Raw genomic sequence first — 16672 nt, forward strand, 5'->3', positions numbered from 1 at the left:
CGCACAACGACGGATCCGGGCCGCCGGGGCCCGTCCCTAGCTTGGTGGCATGGACGCAAGGAACACCATCGACCGAACGACGCGCGGTGGCGCGCTGACCTTCCTGCGGGTGGCCCGGACCAGTTTCCAGGCGACCGGCGCCCTCGCGCCCAGCAGCCGGTACCTCGCGGCCCGGCTGGCCGCCCCGCTGCGCGGCGGCCAGGTCCGCCACCCGGCCATGGTGCTGGAGGTCGGCTCCGGGACCGGCGTGGTCACCAGGGAGATCGCCGGCCTGCTCGGGCCGGCCGACCGGCTGGACGCCGTGGAGGTCAACCCGGACTTCGTCGAGGTGCTTGCCCACGCCCTGGCGACCGACCCGGTGCTGGCCCGCGCCGCGGACCGGATCCGGCTCATCCCCGAGTCGATCACCGCGGTCGACCTGGACCGCCGCTACGACGTGATCGTCTCCTGCCTGCCGTTCACCAACTTCCCGCCGGAGCAGGTCCGTGCCATCCTCGACCGGTACCTGGCGGCCCTCGTGCCCGGCGGGCACCTTACCTACTTCGGCTACCTGGGCACCCAGGCCGCCCGCTCGGTCTTCGACAGCCGCACCGAGCTGGCGCGGCACCGGGCGGTGCGGGCCGTGCTGGACGAGTTCCAGCAGCGCTACGGGGTCGGCAGCAGCGTCGTCTGGCGCAACCTGCCACCGGCCCGCGTGCCGCACCTCCAGGCCCCGGCCCGATGATCTTTCCAGCCGCCGTGCTCGGCGACCTGTCGCCGGTGCTGGCCTACGCGGTGATCTTCGGGATGGTGGTGCTGGAGTCGGTGCTGCTGCTCGGCCCGTTTGTCCCCACCCTCGGCCTGTTGCTGTTCGCCGGCGTGCTCGCCCATGCGGGCACGCTGCTGTGGCCGCTCGTCGTGGTCTCGGCCGCGGCCGGGGTGGTGGCCGGCGACCTGCTCGCCTTCCACACCGGCCGGCACTTCGGCCCAGGTCTGCGGCGCAGCCGGGTCGGCCGCCGGCTGCCGGAGACGGCCTGGGACCGGGCCGCCGACGTGATCCAGCGGCGTGGCGGCCTGGCCCTGCTGGCCTGCCGGTTCGTGCCGATCGTGCGGACCATCGCACCGCACCTGGCCGGGATCGCCGGCATGGCGTACCGACGGCTGGCGCCCTACAGCGTGGCGGCCGGTCTGCTCTGGGCCTGCACCGAGAGCGGAATCGGTTATCTGGCCGCCACTTCCTACGACGCGCTGGACATCGGCGACAGCGGCCCGCTCATCGCCGGGGCCGTGCTGGCGGTCGCGGTGCTCGTGCTGGTGGTCGTGCTGCGCCGGCGACGGGCGAGCCGTCACCTCGCCGACAAGGCGTATTCCGAGTCGGCCTCACCGCGCAGCATCGAGACGTGCAGCTGACGCAGTTCCGGGCTCGGGTCGACCCCCAGCTCGGCCCGCATGTTGTCGCTCAGCTCGGCGTAGGCGGCCAGGGCCTCGGCCCGGCGGCCGCAGCGGTGCAGGACCAGCATGAACCGCTGCCAGAGCCGTTCGTGGAACGGGTATTTCTGGGTGACCACGCGCAGCGGCCCGACCAGGTCGTCGAACTGCCCCAGGGCCAGCCGCAGCTCGAAGAACCGGTCCAGCGCCCGCAGCCAGTCCTCGGTGATCTCCGGGACCACGTCCCGGTGCAGTGAATCCGAGCGTACGTCGGGTAGCACCGGCCCGCGCCAGAGTGAGAGAGCCTCAGTCAGCGCGGTGGACTCCCGGATCCGGTCGTTGTCGTCGGCGGCGCAGCGCGCGCGGGCCAGCAGCTGCCGGAACCGGATCAGGTCGAGGTCGTGCGCGCCGACCTCCAGCAGGTAGCCGGCGGCCGAGGTGTGGATGCGGATCGCCCGGCCCGGGCAGAGCTCGGACAGGGTGTGCCGCAGCCGGGTCAGGTAGGTGTGCAGCGCACTGCGCGGGCGGCAGGGCAGGTCCTGCCCCCACAACCGCTCGATCAGCTCGTCGACCGGCACGATCTCGTTCGCCTTCAGCAGCAGGGCGGCCAGCAGTATCCGCTGCTTCCCGACCGGAATCGGCACCGATCGGTTGTCCACCACCACGTCGAGTGGCCCCAGAATATTGAAGTGCAAGTGTTGACCCACGCGGAATCCCCCGATTGAAGCGTGTCGTCGAGAAGAGTCGGGACGCCGCGCTGATCCTCGGCCCCGCTCTCCGCCCCCAGCGGCCTGACGTCGGCTCGTGTCGGTCAGTTCCCCAGTAGCGACTGTCCGTAACCGACACATCCTTTGTACCACCGCTGTCAACGCCGGCGCGGGCTATCCGCGTGACTTCTCCTGTGCACGCGCCAAGTTCGAAGTAAACCGAAATCTGCTCGGATTCGCCGGCAACTTTGGTGCCGTCACGGAATGTCGACCTCGACGGTCAGGCCGCCGTCGGGATTGGCCCGCGCCGTCGCCGTGCCGCCGTGGGCGGTGGCGATCGCCCGCACGATCGACAGGCCCAACCCGGAACCACCCTGCTTGGCGCTGCGCTCGCCGGCCATCCGCCGGAACGGCTCGAACAGCGTGGGCGCCACCGCCGCCGGGATCACCTCGCCGCCGTTGGCCACGGTGATGGACGGTCGGTCGGCCAGCTCGACACGCACCCAGCCGTTGGGCAGGTTGTACTTGACGGCGTTGTGCACCAGGTTGCCGATCATCCGCTCCAACAGCACGGAATCGCCCAGCACCACCGTTTCCGCGAGCTCGGCGGTGATCGTGATCGACCGTGCGGCGGCGGTGTCCGCGTGCAGGGCCAACACCTCGCGCGTGATGTCGGCCAGGTTCACCGGTTCCCGGGCGGTCAGCCCGCGTTCGCTCTCGGCCAGGGTGAGCAGGCCCTCGATCATCCGCTCGCTGCGTTCGTTGGCCCGCAGCAGCAAGCTGCCCAGGCGGTTCAGGTCCGGCGTGCTGTCCTCGTCGTCGAGGGCCAGCTCGACCAGCATCCGTTGCACGGCAAGGGGAGTGCGCAGTTCGTGGGACGCGTTGGAGGCGAAGCTGCGCTGGCCCTCGTAGCCGGCGGCCAGTCGGTCCAGCGCGCCGTCCACAGAATCGGCCAGCTGCTTCAACGGATCGCCGGGACGGCCGCTCAGCCGGACGCGCCGGCCGAGGTTACCCGGCCCGAGCTCATCGACCACAGTGGACACCAGGCCGAGCGGGCGCAGCGCCCACCGGATCGCCACCCAGCCGATCAGCACCGCCGCCGCCAATACCAGCAACGCCGCGAGCAGGCTGCCGAGCTGTGAGCTCGGTCGGCCGCCGCCGAAGCACGGATAGTCGAACACCGGCGTTCGACAGAGCTCCACCACCGGGAAGATGCTCAGCGCGTGGCCGGGCCACGCGGTGATGTACGGCGGGCCGGGGAACAGGAGCCGGATGTCGACGGCGATTGTCATGACCGCCGGCACGGCCACCGTGCCCACGACCGCCGCGATGACGCAGATCAGCCAGACCCGGGCCCGGATCCCGCTCAGCGAGCGAAACGATAGCCGACGCCGGCCTCGGTGGTGATCACCGGCGGGTCGCCCAGCTTGCGCCGCAACGTCATCACCGCCATCCGCACCGTGTTGGTGAACGGATCCATGTTCCTGTCCCATGCCTGCTCCAACAGCTGCTCCGCGGTGACGATCGCGCCCTCCGCCCGCATCAACACCGTCAGCACCGCGAACTCCTTGGGGGACAAGGAGAGTAGCCGCCCGTCCCGGAACGCCTGATGCCGCGGCTCGTCCAGGGTCACGCCGGCCAGCTCCAGCACCGGCGGCAGCGCCGGCCGGGCCCGCCGGCCCAGCGCCTGCACCCGGGCGATCAGCTCGGCCAGCGCGAACGGCTTGGTCAGGTAGTCGTCCGCGCCCAGCCCCAGACCCTCCACCCGGTCCCGGATGCTGATCGCCGCCGTGAGCATCAGGATCCGGGTGTCACCACCCCCGGCCACGGTTCGCCGGCACACCTCGTCGCCGTGCACCACCGGGAGATCCCGGTCCAGCACCAGGACCGCGTACGGGTCGACAGACAGCATCTCCAGCGCCGTGCCGCCGTCGTGGCAGACGTCCACCGCCATGGACCGGCGCCGCAGTGCCTCGGCGATTCCGTGGGCGAGAGTTTCCTCGTCCTCGGCAACAAGAACCCTCATCTTCCCTCCGGCGGAACCCTAACAGCGGCCGCGTCAACGCGGCATAAGCGTCACGCGAACGGTGTCCATAGTCGACTTTTCCTACGGTCCGCCGGTGCTCAAACGGATCTGTCTGCTGGCCGCAGCCGTGGTCGCGGTCTGTTACGGCGTCACCTATCACCTCGATCTGGATGTCTATCGGATCGGCGCGTCGGTGCTGCTGCACGGCGGCGACCTGTACGGCCCACTGCCCGGTGTGGACCTGCCCTTCACCTATCCGCCGTTCGCGGCGGTCCTGTTCACGCCGCTAACGCTTGTCCCGTTACCTGTGGTCGGCGCCGTGATCACCGTGATCTCGCTCGGCTGTCTCGCACTGGTTCTGCGTACGGCCACCGTGTCGCGCCTGTGGTGGTTGGTCGGTCCGGCGGCACTGCTCTTCGAGCCTGCCCGTTCGACGCTGATGTATGGCCAGATAAACCTGGCGCTGATGGCCCTCGTTGTGGTCGATTGCCTGGCGGTCTCGCCCCGCTGGCCCCGCGGGCTGTTGATCGGCCTCGCCGCGGCGATCAAGCTCACGCCCGCGGTGTTCGTGCTCTATCTGCTGCTACGTCGGGACTTCCGGGCCGCCGCGGTCAGCGCCGTGACCTTCGTTCTGGTGGCCGGGTTTGGCTTCCTGGTGAGCTGGCGGGCGTCCGTCGAGTACTGGACGCGGTTGGTGTTCGACAGCTCTCGGGTCGGCGGCTCGGCCTTCACCACCAACCAATCGATCAAGGGTGTGCTGGCCCGCTACGGCCTGGACCACCAGACCTGGCTGTGGGCACTGCTGGCCGGGACGGTCGTGGCGCTGGGCGCAATCGGCATCCACCGGGCCATTTCCGCTCGTCAGCACGTCCGGGCGGTGGCCCTCACCGGGCTCGTCGGCCTGCTGGTCTCGCCGGTCTCGTGGTCGCACCACTGGGTCTGGGCCGTCCTGCTCGTGCTGGGCCTGCGCCGCCGGGTGCTCGCCGCGCTACTCTTCGCCATCGGGCCGTTCTGGCTCCTGCCGCAGAGCGACAACCGCGAGCTGCTGTGGACGCCATGGCAACAGCTGCTGGGCAATTCCTACGTCTGGTTCGGGGTGGCACTTGTTCTGGTCGAGGCGGTTCGCGGTCAGTACGATCACCGGCGTGCGTCGAATCCTAGTGATGGTCCTGCTGTCGGCCGGGGTGCTCACGGCCTGCGGCACATCGAATCCGAGCACACCTCAGGTTGAGGTGGCCAACGTGTCCTCCTCGTTGGGCTACGACGACATCGTCGCCCAGCTGACCGCGGGCAAGGACGTCGAGATCACCACCGAGCTCACCCAGTGCACGACGCCGCAGGGCGCCGCCGGCCCGGCGGTCACGGGCGGCCTGCACATCGCCACGTTCCAGGTGGTGCAAGGAAAGTACATCGCGTTCTCCGACATGCACCAGTCGCTGACCGCGCAGAACACCCGCATCACCGAGTTCATCCGCTACCACGTGATGCCCGACGGGGCAGTAACTCTGACCACGACTGCCCTTGACGCCGGCGACAAGGTCGTGTCCACGATGGAGCTGGACTGCAAACTGGGCAAGGGTGCTTACTTCCATTGGCACTGAGCCGGTGGGCCTCGCGATGAGGCCCACCAGCGTCCATATCAGTCCCGCCAGCCGCGAACCGGGTTGCCGAGCCAACGGGTGTTGGCCGGCACCTGCTCGCCCCGCATCACCAGCGAGGCCGCGCCGACGGTGGCCGCCGCGCCGAGCGTGGAGCCGGGCAGCACGATGCTGTGCGGGCCAAGGGTGGCGCCGTCGAGCACCCGCACCTCGTCCAGCCGCATCAGCCGGTCGTGGAACAGGTGCGTCTGTAGCACGCAGCCGCGGTTGACGCTCGCCCCGGCCCCGATGCGCACCAGATCGGCCTCGGGCAGCCAGTGCGTCTCCAGCCACGCGCCGCGGCCGATCTTCGCCCCGAGGGTGCGCAGCCACACCGACAACAGTGGCGTGCCCCCGGCCAGCCGGCCGAGCCACGGCACGGCCAGCTCCTCGACGAAGGTGTCGGCCAACTCGTTGCGCCACACGAAGGAGCTCCACAACGGGTGCTGCGCGGTGCGGAACCGGCCCATCAGCAACCATTTCACCGCGCTGGCGAGCAAGCAGGCGAGCACGCCCGTGACCAGTAGCACCGGTCCGGAGACCAGCACCGCGACGGTGAAACCCCAGTGCTGCCAGGCGGCTTCCAGCGCGACGGCGACAATCTCGGCCAGCATGGCGGCCACCAGGATGGGCAGCAACCGGCCGGTCTCCACGGCGGCCCGGGCCAGTTTGAGCCGTCGCGGCGGGGCGAAGGTGCGCTCGACGTCGCTGCTGTCGGCGCTGCGGGGCAAGCTGATCTGCGGCCGCCCGAGCCACGAAGAGCCGGCTGCCGCGTCCTGCGGCGCGGTGGACAGCACACCGATCAGCGCCTCGTCGGGCACTTCCCGGTCGGCGTCGACGATTCCGGAGTTGCCGACGAACGCGCGCCGTCCGATCAGGGCCGGCCCCAGCTTGAGCCAGCCGCCGCGGAATTGCAGTGGTGCCAGCAAAGTGTCGTCGGCGAGGAAGGCACCGTCCTCGATGCGAAGCAGGCTGGGCACGGCGTGCAGGGTGGACGCCTCGACGTCGCGACCGATGCGTGCGCCCATCAGCCGCAGCCACAACGGGGTGAGCATGCCGGCGTAGATCGGGAACAGCGTGCTGCGGGCGGTGTCGGTGAGCCGCATGGTGAACCAGGCACACCAGGCGACCGCGCCGTCCGAGGGATGCGTGCCCGGACGCACGAACCGACCGGCCAACCGCGCCGCGACCACGATCAATCCGGCGTAGCAGAACAGACTCAGCAGGGTCGCCGGCACGAGCGTCGCCAGCATGCCCAGCAGGACCTGGCTGAGCGTGGCGTCGCTGTCGACCATCAGCCACGTGTACAGCACGCCCGGCACGGCGGCGACGATCGGCAGCAACGACAACACTTGCAGGCCCAGCGACCACGCCCAGCGCAGCCTTGGTGACCGCGCTGTGCGGGCCGCCGGCCACTCGTCCTGCACGGGTGTCGCGTCCGTACCGGTCACGCAGCTGCCGGCGAGCACGTCGGCCCCGGACACCACGGCAGACCCGGGCATCATCGTCGTGCGTGTGCCAACCCTTGCCCCGACGCCGATTTCCACCGTACCGACCTTGAGCACGTCGCCGTCCAGCCACCACCCCGCGAGGTCCACTTCGGACTCGATTGTGCAGCCGTCGCCGAAGGTCGCCATGCCGGTGACCGGCGGCAGCGTGTGCAGTTCCACGTTCTCGCCGACCCGGCAGCCCAGCAGCCGGGCGTAGCGCGGGGCCCAGTGCGTGCCGACGAGGCCGGCCATGCCGTTCAGCAGCACGATCCGCTCGGCCGTCCACAGCCGCAAGTGAACGCTTTTGCCTCTGGGATACTCGCCGGGTTTCATCCCTCTGGTCAGCAAACGGATCGCCAGCACCGTGGTGGTCAGCCGGCCCGGCAGGGAGATCAGCACCAGCCAGCACACGATGATCACGGCCCACGACACGTTCGGCGTCCACACGTCATTGCCGAACACCGCGTCCGTGAGATTGTCGAACAGCCCCAACAGGGTCAGCCAGCGCAGGCCGCGAACCATCAGCAGCGCGACGAGAATCAGTTGCTGGGCCAGTCCCGTGGCCCTCGGCACGGGCCGCACCGTGCGTTCGGTGACCTGGCGTCCGCCGAGCTCGTCGAGCCGCTTCGCCTGGTCGGCCAGCACCGGGTGCGCGTAGACATCGGCCACCGACAGATCCGGGTAGTCCTTGCGGGCCAGGGAAACCAGCTGCGCGGCGGCCAGGCTGCCGCCGCCGGCGTCGAAGAAGTCGGTGTCCGCGCCGGCTGGCACACCCAGCACCCGCGCCCACAACGCGGCCAACTCTCCTTGCGTGCCAGCGAGTTCTTCGGCCTTGTTGTCCAGTGGCCAGGGCAGCGCCGTGCGGTCGACCTTGCCGGAGGTCTTGGTCGGAAAGTCGTCGAGGACCGCGATCACCGGTACCATCGCCGCCGGCAGCCGCCGCTTGACCAGGTCCCGGTCCAGCGTCGTGACGTCGTCGTCGAGCAGGACGTAGCCGACCAGCACCGGCCGTCCGGTCTCGGTCTTGCGCACCACCGTGACCGCCGCGGCCACGCCGGGCACGGCCAGCAGCGCGGCGTCGACCTCGCCGAGCTCGATCCGCCGGCCGCCGATCTTGACCTGGTCGTCCTCACGCCCGACGAACAGCAACCCCGCCGGTTCGGCGCGGACCATGTCACCGCTGCGGTAGGCCCGATCCCAGCCCAGCGCCGGCAGCGGCGCGTACTTCTCGGCGTCCTTGATGGGGTCGAGGTAGCGGGCCAGCCCGACACCGCCGATCACCAGTTCGCCGGTCTCACCCCAGTCCACCGGCACACCATCCGGCCCCACCACGGCGAGGTCCCAGCCGGCCAACGGCAGACCGATCCGCACCGGCCCGTCGCCGGTCAGCAGCGCGGCACAGGCCACGACCGTCGCCTCGGTGGGGCCGTAGGTGTTCCACACTTCACGGTTGTCCTTGACCAGTTTGGCCGCCAACTCGGGGGAGCACGCCTCACCGCCGAGGATCAGCAGACGGACCGTGTGGAGGGCTTCCACCGGCCACATCGCGGCCAGCGTCGGCACCGTGGACACCACGCTGATCCGGTGCTCGGTCAGCCAGTCGCCGAGCTCGGCCCCGGCCTTCACGATCTGTCGTGGCGCCGGCACCAGACACGCGCCGTGCCGCCAGGCCAGCCACATCTCCTCGCACGAGGCGTCGAAGGCCACCGACAGGCCGGCCAGCACTCGATCGCCAGGGCCGATCGGGCGGCGGGGGCAGAACAGCCGGGCCTCGGCGTCGACAAACGCCGCGGCGTTGCGGTGGGTCACCGCGACACCCTTGGGCAGGCCGGTCGAACCCGAGGTGAAAATGATCCACGCGTCATTGTCCGGACCTGGCGTGTTTGTTGTGCCGTGAGGATTCTTGCGGTATTCCAGGCCGCCGTTGTCGGTGGCCACGGCGCAGACCTCGGCCTGCGACCACACCACCTCGGCCCGCTCGTCGGGATCGTCGGCGTCCACCGGGACGTACGCGGCGCCGGCCGTGAGCACCCCGAGAATGGCGACGTACAACCGGGCGGTGCCGGAGGCGATGCGCACCCCGACCCGGTCACCAGCGCCGATGCCGGCGGTACGCAGCCGTTCGGCGAACCCGGCCACTCGGTGCAGCATGTCCTGATAGGTGAGCACCTCGGTGCCGTCGTCGATGGCCGTCGCGTCCGGGCACGCCGCCGCCATGGCGTCGAGAATGTCCGTCAACGTCCTGACCGCCGCCGCGCTTCCCCCGTGACACACCGCGCCGATTTCCCGATGCACGATGTCGATGGACCGATTCGCCCCCCAGAGCGTCTCGCTCACTGTTCCTCCATGGCCGAAAGAAACCAACTCGACCATATTTACCCCATATTTATTCACAGGGTTTTTTCAGGCAAATGACGCCTGGTGGAAGCTGAAGAACAGCTGTCGGCAGTCTGGAAGTTGGCTGGGAGATATTGGGACAGATCGTGCGACAGTGTGCCGACTCCCAGCTGGTGTTCAGATTTCCTGGTTCGCCCGGGTGAAGTCATGTGATCTTTCTGACACCATCGATTTTTGGTGATGTGAGATCGGCTCGGTCGAAGGTTCGATATTCGTTGGCTGTGCAACTACTCGTCGGCGCCGGCCGGCCCGTGCTGGCCGTTTCCGTCGGGGAATCGCTCGACGGCGACGCCGAGTGGGTCGCCGTCGAGCTCACCGACCTGATCGGCGCGGCGGTCAGGGGCAGTTGACCTGAGCCGGATCGACCGTGGTCTCCCAGGCCTGGCCCTCGGTCTGCCCGTCGACCTCGCCGTTGACATACCAGTAGTAATGGCCGTAGTAGCGGCTGCCGAAGTGCAGCTCGTACGTGCCCTTGACCTTGGCCTTGGACGGCGCGGCGTAGGCGCGGACCGCGGTGTGCGGGTTCACGGTGGCCTGGACCTCGTCGCCGCGGGTGTCGGTGAAGGACCACTCCCGGTGGTAGCTGGACTCCACGCCGGCGGTGAAGATCTTGCCCAGCGGAGCCTCGGCGCTGATCGACACACCGAAGCTGTTGGTGGTGGTCTCGGCGTGTTCGAACTTGAACGTCCTGGTCACCGGGGCGTTGGTGCAGTTGGTGGCCCCGCCGACGAACCGCCGGCTGCCGGTGTAGACGACCATCGAGCCGGACGGGTGGAAGACGCAGGAGTCGGTCCGGTGCTGGGCGCACTGGTCCAGCAGCTGCTGGGTGGTGGGCTGGTCGGCCGCCGAGGCCGGGGCGGCCAGGCCGACCGCGGTCATGGTGGCCAGTCCGGCGATGACGCCGAGTGCTTTCGCGCGCATGCTCGTTTCCTCTCAGCTCAGTCCGACCGAGACGGCCTGGTTGTCGATGTCGCTGCCCACGTCGGGGTGATTGCCCTGGAACGGCCCGGCGCGATAGCCGTCGGCCCGCGACAGCCACACCCAGCAGGTCGACCAGCCCTGCACCGAGGAAATGCTGTTGCGCAGCTCGTTGTGCAGATCAATGGAATAGTCGACCTTGTTGTTCTTCGGGCACGGCTTCGGCACCCAGATGGTGACCTCGTTGCCGGAGTAGTCGCGGCCGGTGAACAACTTGGCCCCGACGACGTCGTTGGGGCCGCGCACCTGGCTGCTGCCGTTGCACGAGTACTTGCCCGTGGTCGTCGAGAAATCGCAGTCGGAGTTGGCCGCGGAGGCGGTCGGGACCACCGTGAGTCCAATGGCCGCGGCGCCCAGCACGGCAAGCGCGCCGACACGTTTTGTCCACATGGGAGAGAGTCCTTCGTTAGTTTGTCCGCCGTACGAACTGAATCCTGGCTGAGAGTTTCTTAATCAGCAATCGCGCACATCGCGGAATTCTGAGCGACCCTCATCCGCACATCGCGGAAGGACGTACCGCCGACCGGCGTCATGACCGCCCGCCACCGTCGTCTCATGGTCGAGTAGCCACGATCCCCGGGAGACCTGAGTGGACACTACGCAGCGGACCGACGACGTCGTGCGCGCGCTCGGAGACCTCCCGTCGCGCCTGGTCAACACCCTGGCCGCCCTACACCCTCAGGTCGACCCGACTGTGCTGGCCACCATGGTCACCGCCGGCAACGCCGTCGTGGACGAGTTCCTGCACGGGTTCAGCGGCACCCACGACATGGCCACGCTGCTGCTGGCCGATCAGCCCGTGCCGGTCCCGGTCCCCGACAGCTACAGCCTCTGCGCGCTGTACTACCAGGAACCGCGGTCACCGGAGCAGATGGCCGAGCGGATCAAGGCCTGGGGCGGCGACGGCACGTATACGCAGCTCGGCACCAACGGGGGCGTGGTCCTGCTGTCGGCCGACGACATCCCCTCGGCCTGGGCCCGCGCCGAGGAGCTACAGGAGCTGATCGGCGAATGCTGGCTCGCCGCCACCTGGCGGCCGCGAGGGCAACTGGCCGAGGGACGACGGCAGGCGAGCAAGGTCGTGGCGCTGGTCGCCGCCGGCCGCCCGACTGGGACGTACTGTGTGATGCACGTGCTCACCGAGTACGCCGCCGCCGAGAACCCCGACGTGTGCGAAGGCCTCACCGAGACCATTCGCCCCCTGACCGCGCATCCGGTGCTCATGGACACCCTCGCCGCCCTCATCGCCGCCGACGGCAACCGCGCCCTCGCCGCCAGCCGACTGCACATCCACCGCAGCACCCTGGACTACCGTCTGCGGCGGATCGGCCAGCTCACCGGGCAGTCACCGACCACAACCCATGGCCGGCACACCCTGGCCACGGCCCGCGCCCTGTACCTGATCAACGACCGCGTCTCCTAGCGAACGGTCCCGGATCAGGTGTGCAGGGAACGCAGGATGTCGACGATCGCGGCCTGTGCGACGCGGGCGGTGCTGGAAACCCGTTCGTAGGCCGGGCCTTCGTGCGGCAGGCCGATCAGCCGCGTCACCGCCGTCGGAACGCCGTCGGCGGCCAGCGCCATCGCGTACGCCTCGCCGTCGCCGCGCAGCGGATCGACCTCGGCGGTGAAGATGTAGGCCGGCGGCAGACCGTCGAAGTTGTCGGCCAGCAGCGGTGAAACCGTGGGCGTGAGCACGTCTTCGGCGTTCGGCGCGTAGTCGTCCACCATCTGTCGGAGCGACGCCCACTGCTCCTCGGGCAGTTCGACCGCGTCATGGTCGAGGTTCCCCATGGTCAGATCGAGCGCCGGGACCTCAAGAATCTGGAACGCCAGCGGATGCCGAGCGCGAGCGCGGTTGAGGTGGGTCAGCGCCGCCGTGAGGTTCCCGCCGGCCGACTGTCCCGACACCCCGATGCGATTCGGGTCAACGCCGAGGGATTCCCCTTCGCGCACCAGCCATTCCAGCGCCGCGTAGCCCTGCTCCAGCGCGGCCGGGTAGGGGTGTTCCGGCGCCAGCGCGTAGGAAACGGCCGCGACGACGACGTTGGCCTGGACCGCCCGCCGAGCACACGTCGCGGCCACGCTCGGGTGGTGCAGGCCGCCCTGCCGCCAGGCACCGCCAAAGAAGAACAGGCATGCCGGGATCGCTTGCCCGGCAACGGGTTCGCTCGGGTAGAACAGGCGTACCAGCACATCCGGGTAGCCGTCCATGGACAGGACGTGGTCCTTGGTCGGCGCGTCCGGGCCGTCGAGGCCGAGCGTCGGGAACACCGCCCGCTCGTACTCGACGGCGAGTTTCCGCTGCTCTTCAGGATCCTTCGCCTCGGAGGGCGGCAGTATCCCGGTGCCGACGATGGCGGCGAGCAACATGGGATCGAGGGGCATGGTGGTTCTCCGTTCAGGCGGCGGTGATCGTTCGGAGGTAGTCGCTGACCCGGTCGTGCCATTCCCGTGCGATGGCGGAGGTCCGGGTGATGCTGGGGGAGCCGTGGGTCTGCCCGGGCCCGCACCAGGTCTGGACGTCGACACCGGCCCTGGCCATCCGGGCCGCGTAGGCCTGTCCGCAGTCCCGTAGCGGATCGCATTCGGCGGTGAGCACAAAGGCCGGCGGCAGACCGTCCAGAAGGGACACTTCGTTGGGTGCGGTCCACTCGTCCACCGGACCGCTGGTGCCGAGGTACACGGCGCGGAGCTCGGTGAGGTCCCCGAATGGCTCCAGTTCGCCGAATTCGTGGAACGAGCGGTCCTGGCTGATGTCCAGGCTCGCCGCCGGCACCTCCAGCACCTGGTGGTGGACGAGGTCGCGGGCGTGCGCCGCGACCAGCGCCGCGAGGTTGCCCCCGGCCGAGCTGCCGCCAACGCCGATGCGCTCCGGGTCGATCCTCAGCTCCGGTGCCGAGTCGATGAGCCAGACCAGCGTGGCGATGCAGTCCTCCAGTCCGGCCGGGAACGGGTGCTCCGGCGCGAGCCGGTAGGCGACTGCGAAGATGTCCACGCCACTGTCCACGGCCCTACGCCGCAACAGCCGCTCATTGATCTCTTCGTAGATGCTGCCGTGGACGAACCCGCCCCCGTGGATCGACAGATGCGCCGCCCGAACGCCGTCTCCCGGCGCTCGATACCGCCGCACCGTGACCGCGCCCGCCCGATACTCCTCGACCTGGCACTCCGCCGGCCCCGGCAGCGTGAATCTCCTGGCCAACACATCGGCCAGCTCTCGCGCCGCCTTCCGTCCTCGGGTCCAGTCCGTCGACTGGAGATCGGGCAAGCCCGCGGCGACCTCCCCGATCGCCCCGATCCAGTCCAGCACGGCCGGCTCGCAGCGGGCCAGCGCGGCTGAGGTCGTCATCGAACCCCCTATCGAAGTGCTTCGACAAAGGACTTTAAACTTCGAGTGGATGAGCGTCAACGCTCGGCTGCGGCGGATAGGGTGATCGGGTGGGGAGTTCGGACGTGACGATTTACCAGGTGGCCGAGACCGCTGGGGTGAGCATCTCGACGGTGTCGCTGGCGCTCAACCATCCGGACCGGGTCAGCGAACGGACCCGGGAGCGCATCATCAAAGTGGCCGGCGAGCTCGGCTACCGCCCGGGCGCGACCCCGTCTGCGCGGGCCAAGCGGCGTACCGGCCGGATCGCCGTGGTCGCCCCGTTCAGCAGCTACGAGTCGTATCGCACCAGGCTGATCGGCATCCTCGACACTTTCGGCCCCGATGACGTCGAGGTGGTCGTGCACGACGCCCCTTCGGTCGCCGCCGCCGGCTCACCCCTGCTGGCCACCTTGCCCGTCCGCGGCGACGTCGACGGCCTCGTGATCATGGGCATCCCCCTTGCCGACGAGGGCGCCGACCGCCTTCGCCGCTGGGGTCCCCCCACCGTGCTGGTCGATTCCTCGCATCCCGCCTTCACCAGCGTCACCTTCGACGACGAGCAGGCCGGCTTCCTCCTGGCCAGCCACCTTGTGGACCGTGGCCACCGCCGTATCGGCTACCTGCACGAGACCCAGCGCTCTCCCGACTACGTCTCGCCCGGCATGCTTCGCCGCGCCGGCATCCATCGTGCCCTCGGCGAAACCCCTTTGGAGGAGTTCGACCTCCCAGAGAGCGACCTGTCCACCGCCCGCTCCTTCGCCGCTGACTTCCTCTCACGCCCGCGCGAGTCCCGCCCAACCGCCGTCATCTGCCACCACGACCTCCTGGCCGCCGGCTTCCTCTCCGGCCTCCGCTCCGCCGGCGCCACCGTCCCCACAGACGTCGCCGTCACCGGCATCGACGACGGCCCCCTGGCCGAAGGCCTCGACCTCACCACCGTCCGCCAACCCTTCGCCGAATCCGGCCGCCAGGCCGCGGAAATCCTGAGAACCCTCATCCAATCCCCCAACCACGCCATAGCCCGCACCCTGCTGGCCCCCCAGCTCATAATCCGCACCACCACCTGAAACAACCCAACACGCACCCCGCAACGCATACGCGCCCCCACGGCGACCACGACGCCCCACGACGCGCCCCGCAACCCGACCACGACGCACCCGCCGCCGACCCACCCAACGCCCCCACCTGACGCACGCACCTACGGACCCCAGCCACGGTGTCGGGTGGCAAGGCCGCGACGGCACCCCGGAGTCGTCAGCGGAGGAGTCGGCCGTCGTGGCCGCGGCAGCGGATCACCAGCACAGGAGTCGGTGATGTTCCAAGCCGTTAGGGCGGGGCCGCCGAGACGATCTCAGAACGGCGGCTCTTCCACCGGTTCCGGCCTGGTGATGTACGTCTGCCCCCACCTCGTCTCGACGGTAGCGGTCCCATCCTCCGCGATGCTGACCTTCGCCTTGGTCGCGTGCTTGTAGCGGTGATGCCTGCGATCCAACGGCCCCAGATTGGTGCCGGTGCTCTTGCCCTCCGGCCACGCCACCGCGTGATCGACATCGCACGATCTCGACGGATGCGAGCAACACGGCATCACACACGTCCTGTTCCGGGTGCGAATGAAGCGATCCACCTCGGCCTTGGGCCGGTAGATCCCTGGGCTGTACTCCAACAGGTTCCCCGCCGGATCCGTCAGCAACCGGTGAAACACTGTCCCGGGATGGGCCATCAGGTCCCGCACCACGTCGGCCGGGATCACCTGCCCGGCATCCAGCTGCCCCGGCCGATCGTCGACACCCAGTAGCGCGGTGATCGGCACGGTGACCTGGATCAGCGCCTTCGACCCGGCGCTTTTCGGTTCCTCCAACACCAACGCGGCCACCACATCCGCCCGCACCGCATCCATCGACCGCCCGTTCTTGGCTTCCTGCCGCGCCAACCGATCGACCTTCGCATACATCGCCTGCGCGATCTCCACCGGCTGCTCGCACTTGATCGCGGCCATGCCGTCGTCTTCGTCGTAGAGCACGACTTTCCGGTCCCGCCGCCGCTCCGCGCACCGCTGCGCATGCCCGGCGGGATCCGCCCGCTGCAACCGACTCCGCACCGACCGCCGCAGTTGTTGGCAGCACCGGCCTTCGGCGGTTTCCAGGGTCTTCGTGACGGCCTTCTGTGCGAGCTCGGGCTTGTAGTTCTCGGTCGGATCGACCAACCCGTGTGCGGACCACTCGCTGATCACCCCGGCGTCCATGGCGTCCAGCACGTCAGGAAACACCGTGGCCACACGGGTAGCCCACTCGACAAGCGAGGAGGCGTTGCTGGGCGACAACTGCAAGGCCATGCCGATGTCATTGACGGCCCAGTCATCGACGTGCAACTCGGCGATCAACCGCAGCCGCTCGGCTTGAGTCTTGCGAAGGACTCGCTCGCATTCGATCAAGCGAGCGACTTTCTCTTCCATACCAGCGATTCTACTCGTCGCAAAGATCAAACTCGTCACTCGGGCGGGTGGAAAATTGTTGGGGGATAAGGGAAATGGTGTGGGTGGAAGGCTTGGCGGGTGAGGGAAAGTGGGTGGGTGGAAAGGTTTGAGGGCCGAGGGGAAGTGGGTGGGGTGGGGGGGGATGTTGATGGTGAAGTGGTCGGGGAAGGAGATGTTGGGTGTG

General features: G+C 69.2%; 16 protein-coding genes. 7 read left to right on the forward strand and 9 right to left on the reverse strand.

Features of this window, described 5'->3' with window-relative positions; all coding sequences use genetic code 11:
• Nucleotides 1-49: 49 nt before the first annotated feature.
• Nucleotides 50-724: a class I SAM-dependent methyltransferase gene (locus tag JJ691_RS07185; RefSeq protein WP_211768004.1), complete on the forward strand. Its 675-nt coding sequence runs from the start codon at nt 50-52 to the stop codon at nt 722-724.
• A complete protein-coding gene (locus JJ691_RS07190; protein WP_211768005.1) occupies nt 721-1389 on the forward strand; it encodes a DedA family protein in 669 nt (222 codons plus the stop codon). Before JJ691_RS07185 ends, JJ691_RS07190 begins: the two co-directional genes overlap by 4 nt.
• Here JJ691_RS07190 and JJ691_RS07195 read toward each other — a convergent pair.
• From JJ691_RS07195 to JJ691_RS07205, 3 genes are all read right to left on the reverse strand, one after another.
• Nucleotides 1326-2114, reverse strand: a complete 789-nt coding sequence (locus JJ691_RS07195) for an AfsR/SARP family transcriptional regulator (RefSeq protein ID WP_211768006.1) — start codon at nt 2112-2114, stop codon at nt 1326-1328. The genes JJ691_RS07190 and JJ691_RS07195 overlap by 64 nt on opposite strands.
• Before the next feature lie 257 nt (nt 2115-2371).
• The gene (locus JJ691_RS07200) at nt 2372-3433 is read right to left on the reverse strand and encodes a sensor histidine kinase (protein WP_211768007.1); all 1062 of its coding nucleotides are present in this window, start codon (nt 3431-3433) and stop codon (nt 2372-2374) included.
• Between the two features lie 47 nt (nt 3434-3480).
• Entirely contained in the window at nt 3481-4140 is a 660-nt protein-coding gene (locus JJ691_RS07205; protein ID WP_211768008.1) for a response regulator transcription factor, read from the reverse strand.
• Between the two features lie 94 nt (nt 4141-4234).
• On the opposite strand from JJ691_RS07205, the gene JJ691_RS07210 reads away from it, so the two are divergent.
• On the forward strand, nt 4235-5371 hold the full coding sequence (locus JJ691_RS07210; RefSeq protein ID WP_211768009.1) for a glycosyltransferase 87 family protein: 1137 nt from the start codon (nt 4235-4237) through the stop codon (nt 5369-5371).
• Nucleotides 5372-5381: 10 nt separating this feature from the next.
• Nucleotides 5382-5741: a VirK family protein gene (locus JJ691_RS07215; RefSeq protein ID WP_211768010.1), complete on the forward strand. Its 360-nt coding sequence runs from the start codon at nt 5382-5384 to the stop codon at nt 5739-5741.
• A 38-nt stretch (nt 5742-5779) separates the two neighbouring features.
• On the opposite strand, the gene JJ691_RS07220 is transcribed toward JJ691_RS07215, so the two are convergent.
• The gene (locus JJ691_RS07220) at nt 5780-9604 is read right to left on the reverse strand and encodes a Pls/PosA family non-ribosomal peptide synthetase (protein WP_249227751.1); all 3825 of its coding nucleotides are present in this window, start codon (nt 9602-9604) and stop codon (nt 5780-5782) included.
• 275 nt (nt 9605-9879) lie between these two features.
• Here JJ691_RS07220 and JJ691_RS52900 point away from each other — a divergent pair, with 275 nt between their 5' ends.
• The gene (locus JJ691_RS52900) at nt 9880-10014 is read left to right on the forward strand and encodes a hypothetical protein (protein ID WP_256449374.1); all 135 of its coding nucleotides are present in this window, start codon (nt 9880-9882) and stop codon (nt 10012-10014) included.
• Here JJ691_RS52900 and JJ691_RS07225 read toward each other — a convergent pair.
• Together JJ691_RS07225 and JJ691_RS07230 are read right to left on the reverse strand one after the other, a co-directional pair.
• Nucleotides 10001-10585, reverse strand: coding sequence for a hypothetical protein (locus tag JJ691_RS07225; RefSeq protein ID WP_211768012.1), 585 nt, complete (start codon nt 10583-10585; stop codon nt 10001-10003). The genes JJ691_RS52900 and JJ691_RS07225 overlap by 14 nt on opposite strands.
• A gap of 12 nt (nt 10586-10597) precedes the next feature.
• Nucleotides 10598-11032 (reverse strand): hypothetical protein, encoded by a 435-nt coding sequence (locus tag JJ691_RS07230; protein ID WP_249227752.1) that lies wholly within the window; start codon nt 11030-11032, stop codon nt 10598-10600.
• A 199-nt stretch (nt 11033-11231) separates the two neighbouring features.
• Here JJ691_RS07230 and JJ691_RS07235 point away from each other — a divergent pair, with 199 nt between their 5' ends.
• Entirely contained in the window at nt 11232-12065 is an 834-nt protein-coding gene (locus tag JJ691_RS07235) for a PucR family transcriptional regulator (protein WP_211768013.1), read from the forward strand.
• 14 nt (nt 12066-12079) lie between these two features.
• Here JJ691_RS07235 and JJ691_RS07240 read toward each other — a convergent pair whose 3' ends face one another.
• Nucleotides 12080-13030, reverse strand: a complete 951-nt coding sequence (locus JJ691_RS07240; RefSeq protein ID WP_211768014.1) for an alpha/beta hydrolase — start codon at nt 13028-13030, stop codon at nt 12080-12082.
• A gap of 13 nt (nt 13031-13043) precedes the next feature.
• On the reverse strand, nt 13044-13994 hold the full coding sequence (locus tag JJ691_RS07245; RefSeq protein WP_211768015.1) for an alpha/beta hydrolase: 951 nt from the start codon (nt 13992-13994) through the stop codon (nt 13044-13046).
• A 104-nt stretch (nt 13995-14098) separates the two neighbouring features.
• On the opposite strand from JJ691_RS07245, the gene JJ691_RS07250 reads away from it, so the two are divergent.
• Nucleotides 14099-15082 carry a LacI family DNA-binding transcriptional regulator gene (locus JJ691_RS07250; RefSeq protein ID WP_211768016.1) on the forward strand — a complete coding sequence of 328 codons (984 nt, stop codon included), beginning with the start codon at nt 14099-14101 and terminating at the stop codon, nt 15080-15082.
• Between the two features lie 284 nt (nt 15083-15366).
• Here the strand turns inward: JJ691_RS07250 and JJ691_RS07255 are convergent, their stop codons facing one another.
• Nucleotides 15367-16506 carry an HNH endonuclease signature motif containing protein gene (locus tag JJ691_RS07255; protein WP_211768017.1) on the reverse strand — a complete coding sequence of 380 codons (1140 nt, stop codon included), beginning with the start codon at nt 16504-16506 and terminating at the stop codon, nt 15367-15369.
• Between the last annotated feature and the right edge of the window lie 166 nt (nt 16507-16672).

Origin of the sequence: Kutzneria sp. CA-103260 (genome assembly GCF_018263855.1) — a bacterium.
Lineage (GTDB): Bacteria > Actinomycetota > Actinomycetes > Mycobacteriales > Pseudonocardiaceae > Kutzneria.

Bases quoted from the DNA above. Each gene is read 5' to 3' on its own strand.
- JJ691_RS07205 (WP_211768008.1), bottom strand. From the start codon at position 4,140: ATGAGGGTTCTTGTTGCCGAGGACGAGGAAACTCTCGCCCACGGAATC.
- JJ691_RS07225 (WP_211768012.1), bottom strand. From the start codon at position 10,585: ATGCGCGCGAAAGCACTCGGCGTCATCGCCGGACTGGCCACCATGACC.
- JJ691_RS07240 (WP_211768014.1), bottom strand. From the start codon at position 13,030: ATGCCCCTCGATCCCATGTTGCTCGCCGCCATCGTCGGCACCGGGATA.
- JJ691_RS07185 (WP_211768004.1), top strand. From the start codon at position 50: ATGGACGCAAGGAACACCATCGACCGAACGACGCGCGGTGGCGCGCTG.
- JJ691_RS07230 (WP_249227752.1), bottom strand. From the start codon at position 11,032: ATGTGGACAAAACGTGTCGGCGCGCTTGCCGTGCTGGGCGCCGCGGCC.
- JJ691_RS07245 (WP_211768015.1), bottom strand. From the start codon at position 13,994: ATGACGACCTCAGCCGCGCTGGCCCGCTGCGAGCCGGCCGTGCTGGAC.
- JJ691_RS07190 (WP_211768005.1), top strand. From the start codon at position 721: ATGATCTTTCCAGCCGCCGTGCTCGGCGACCTGTCGCCGGTGCTGGCC.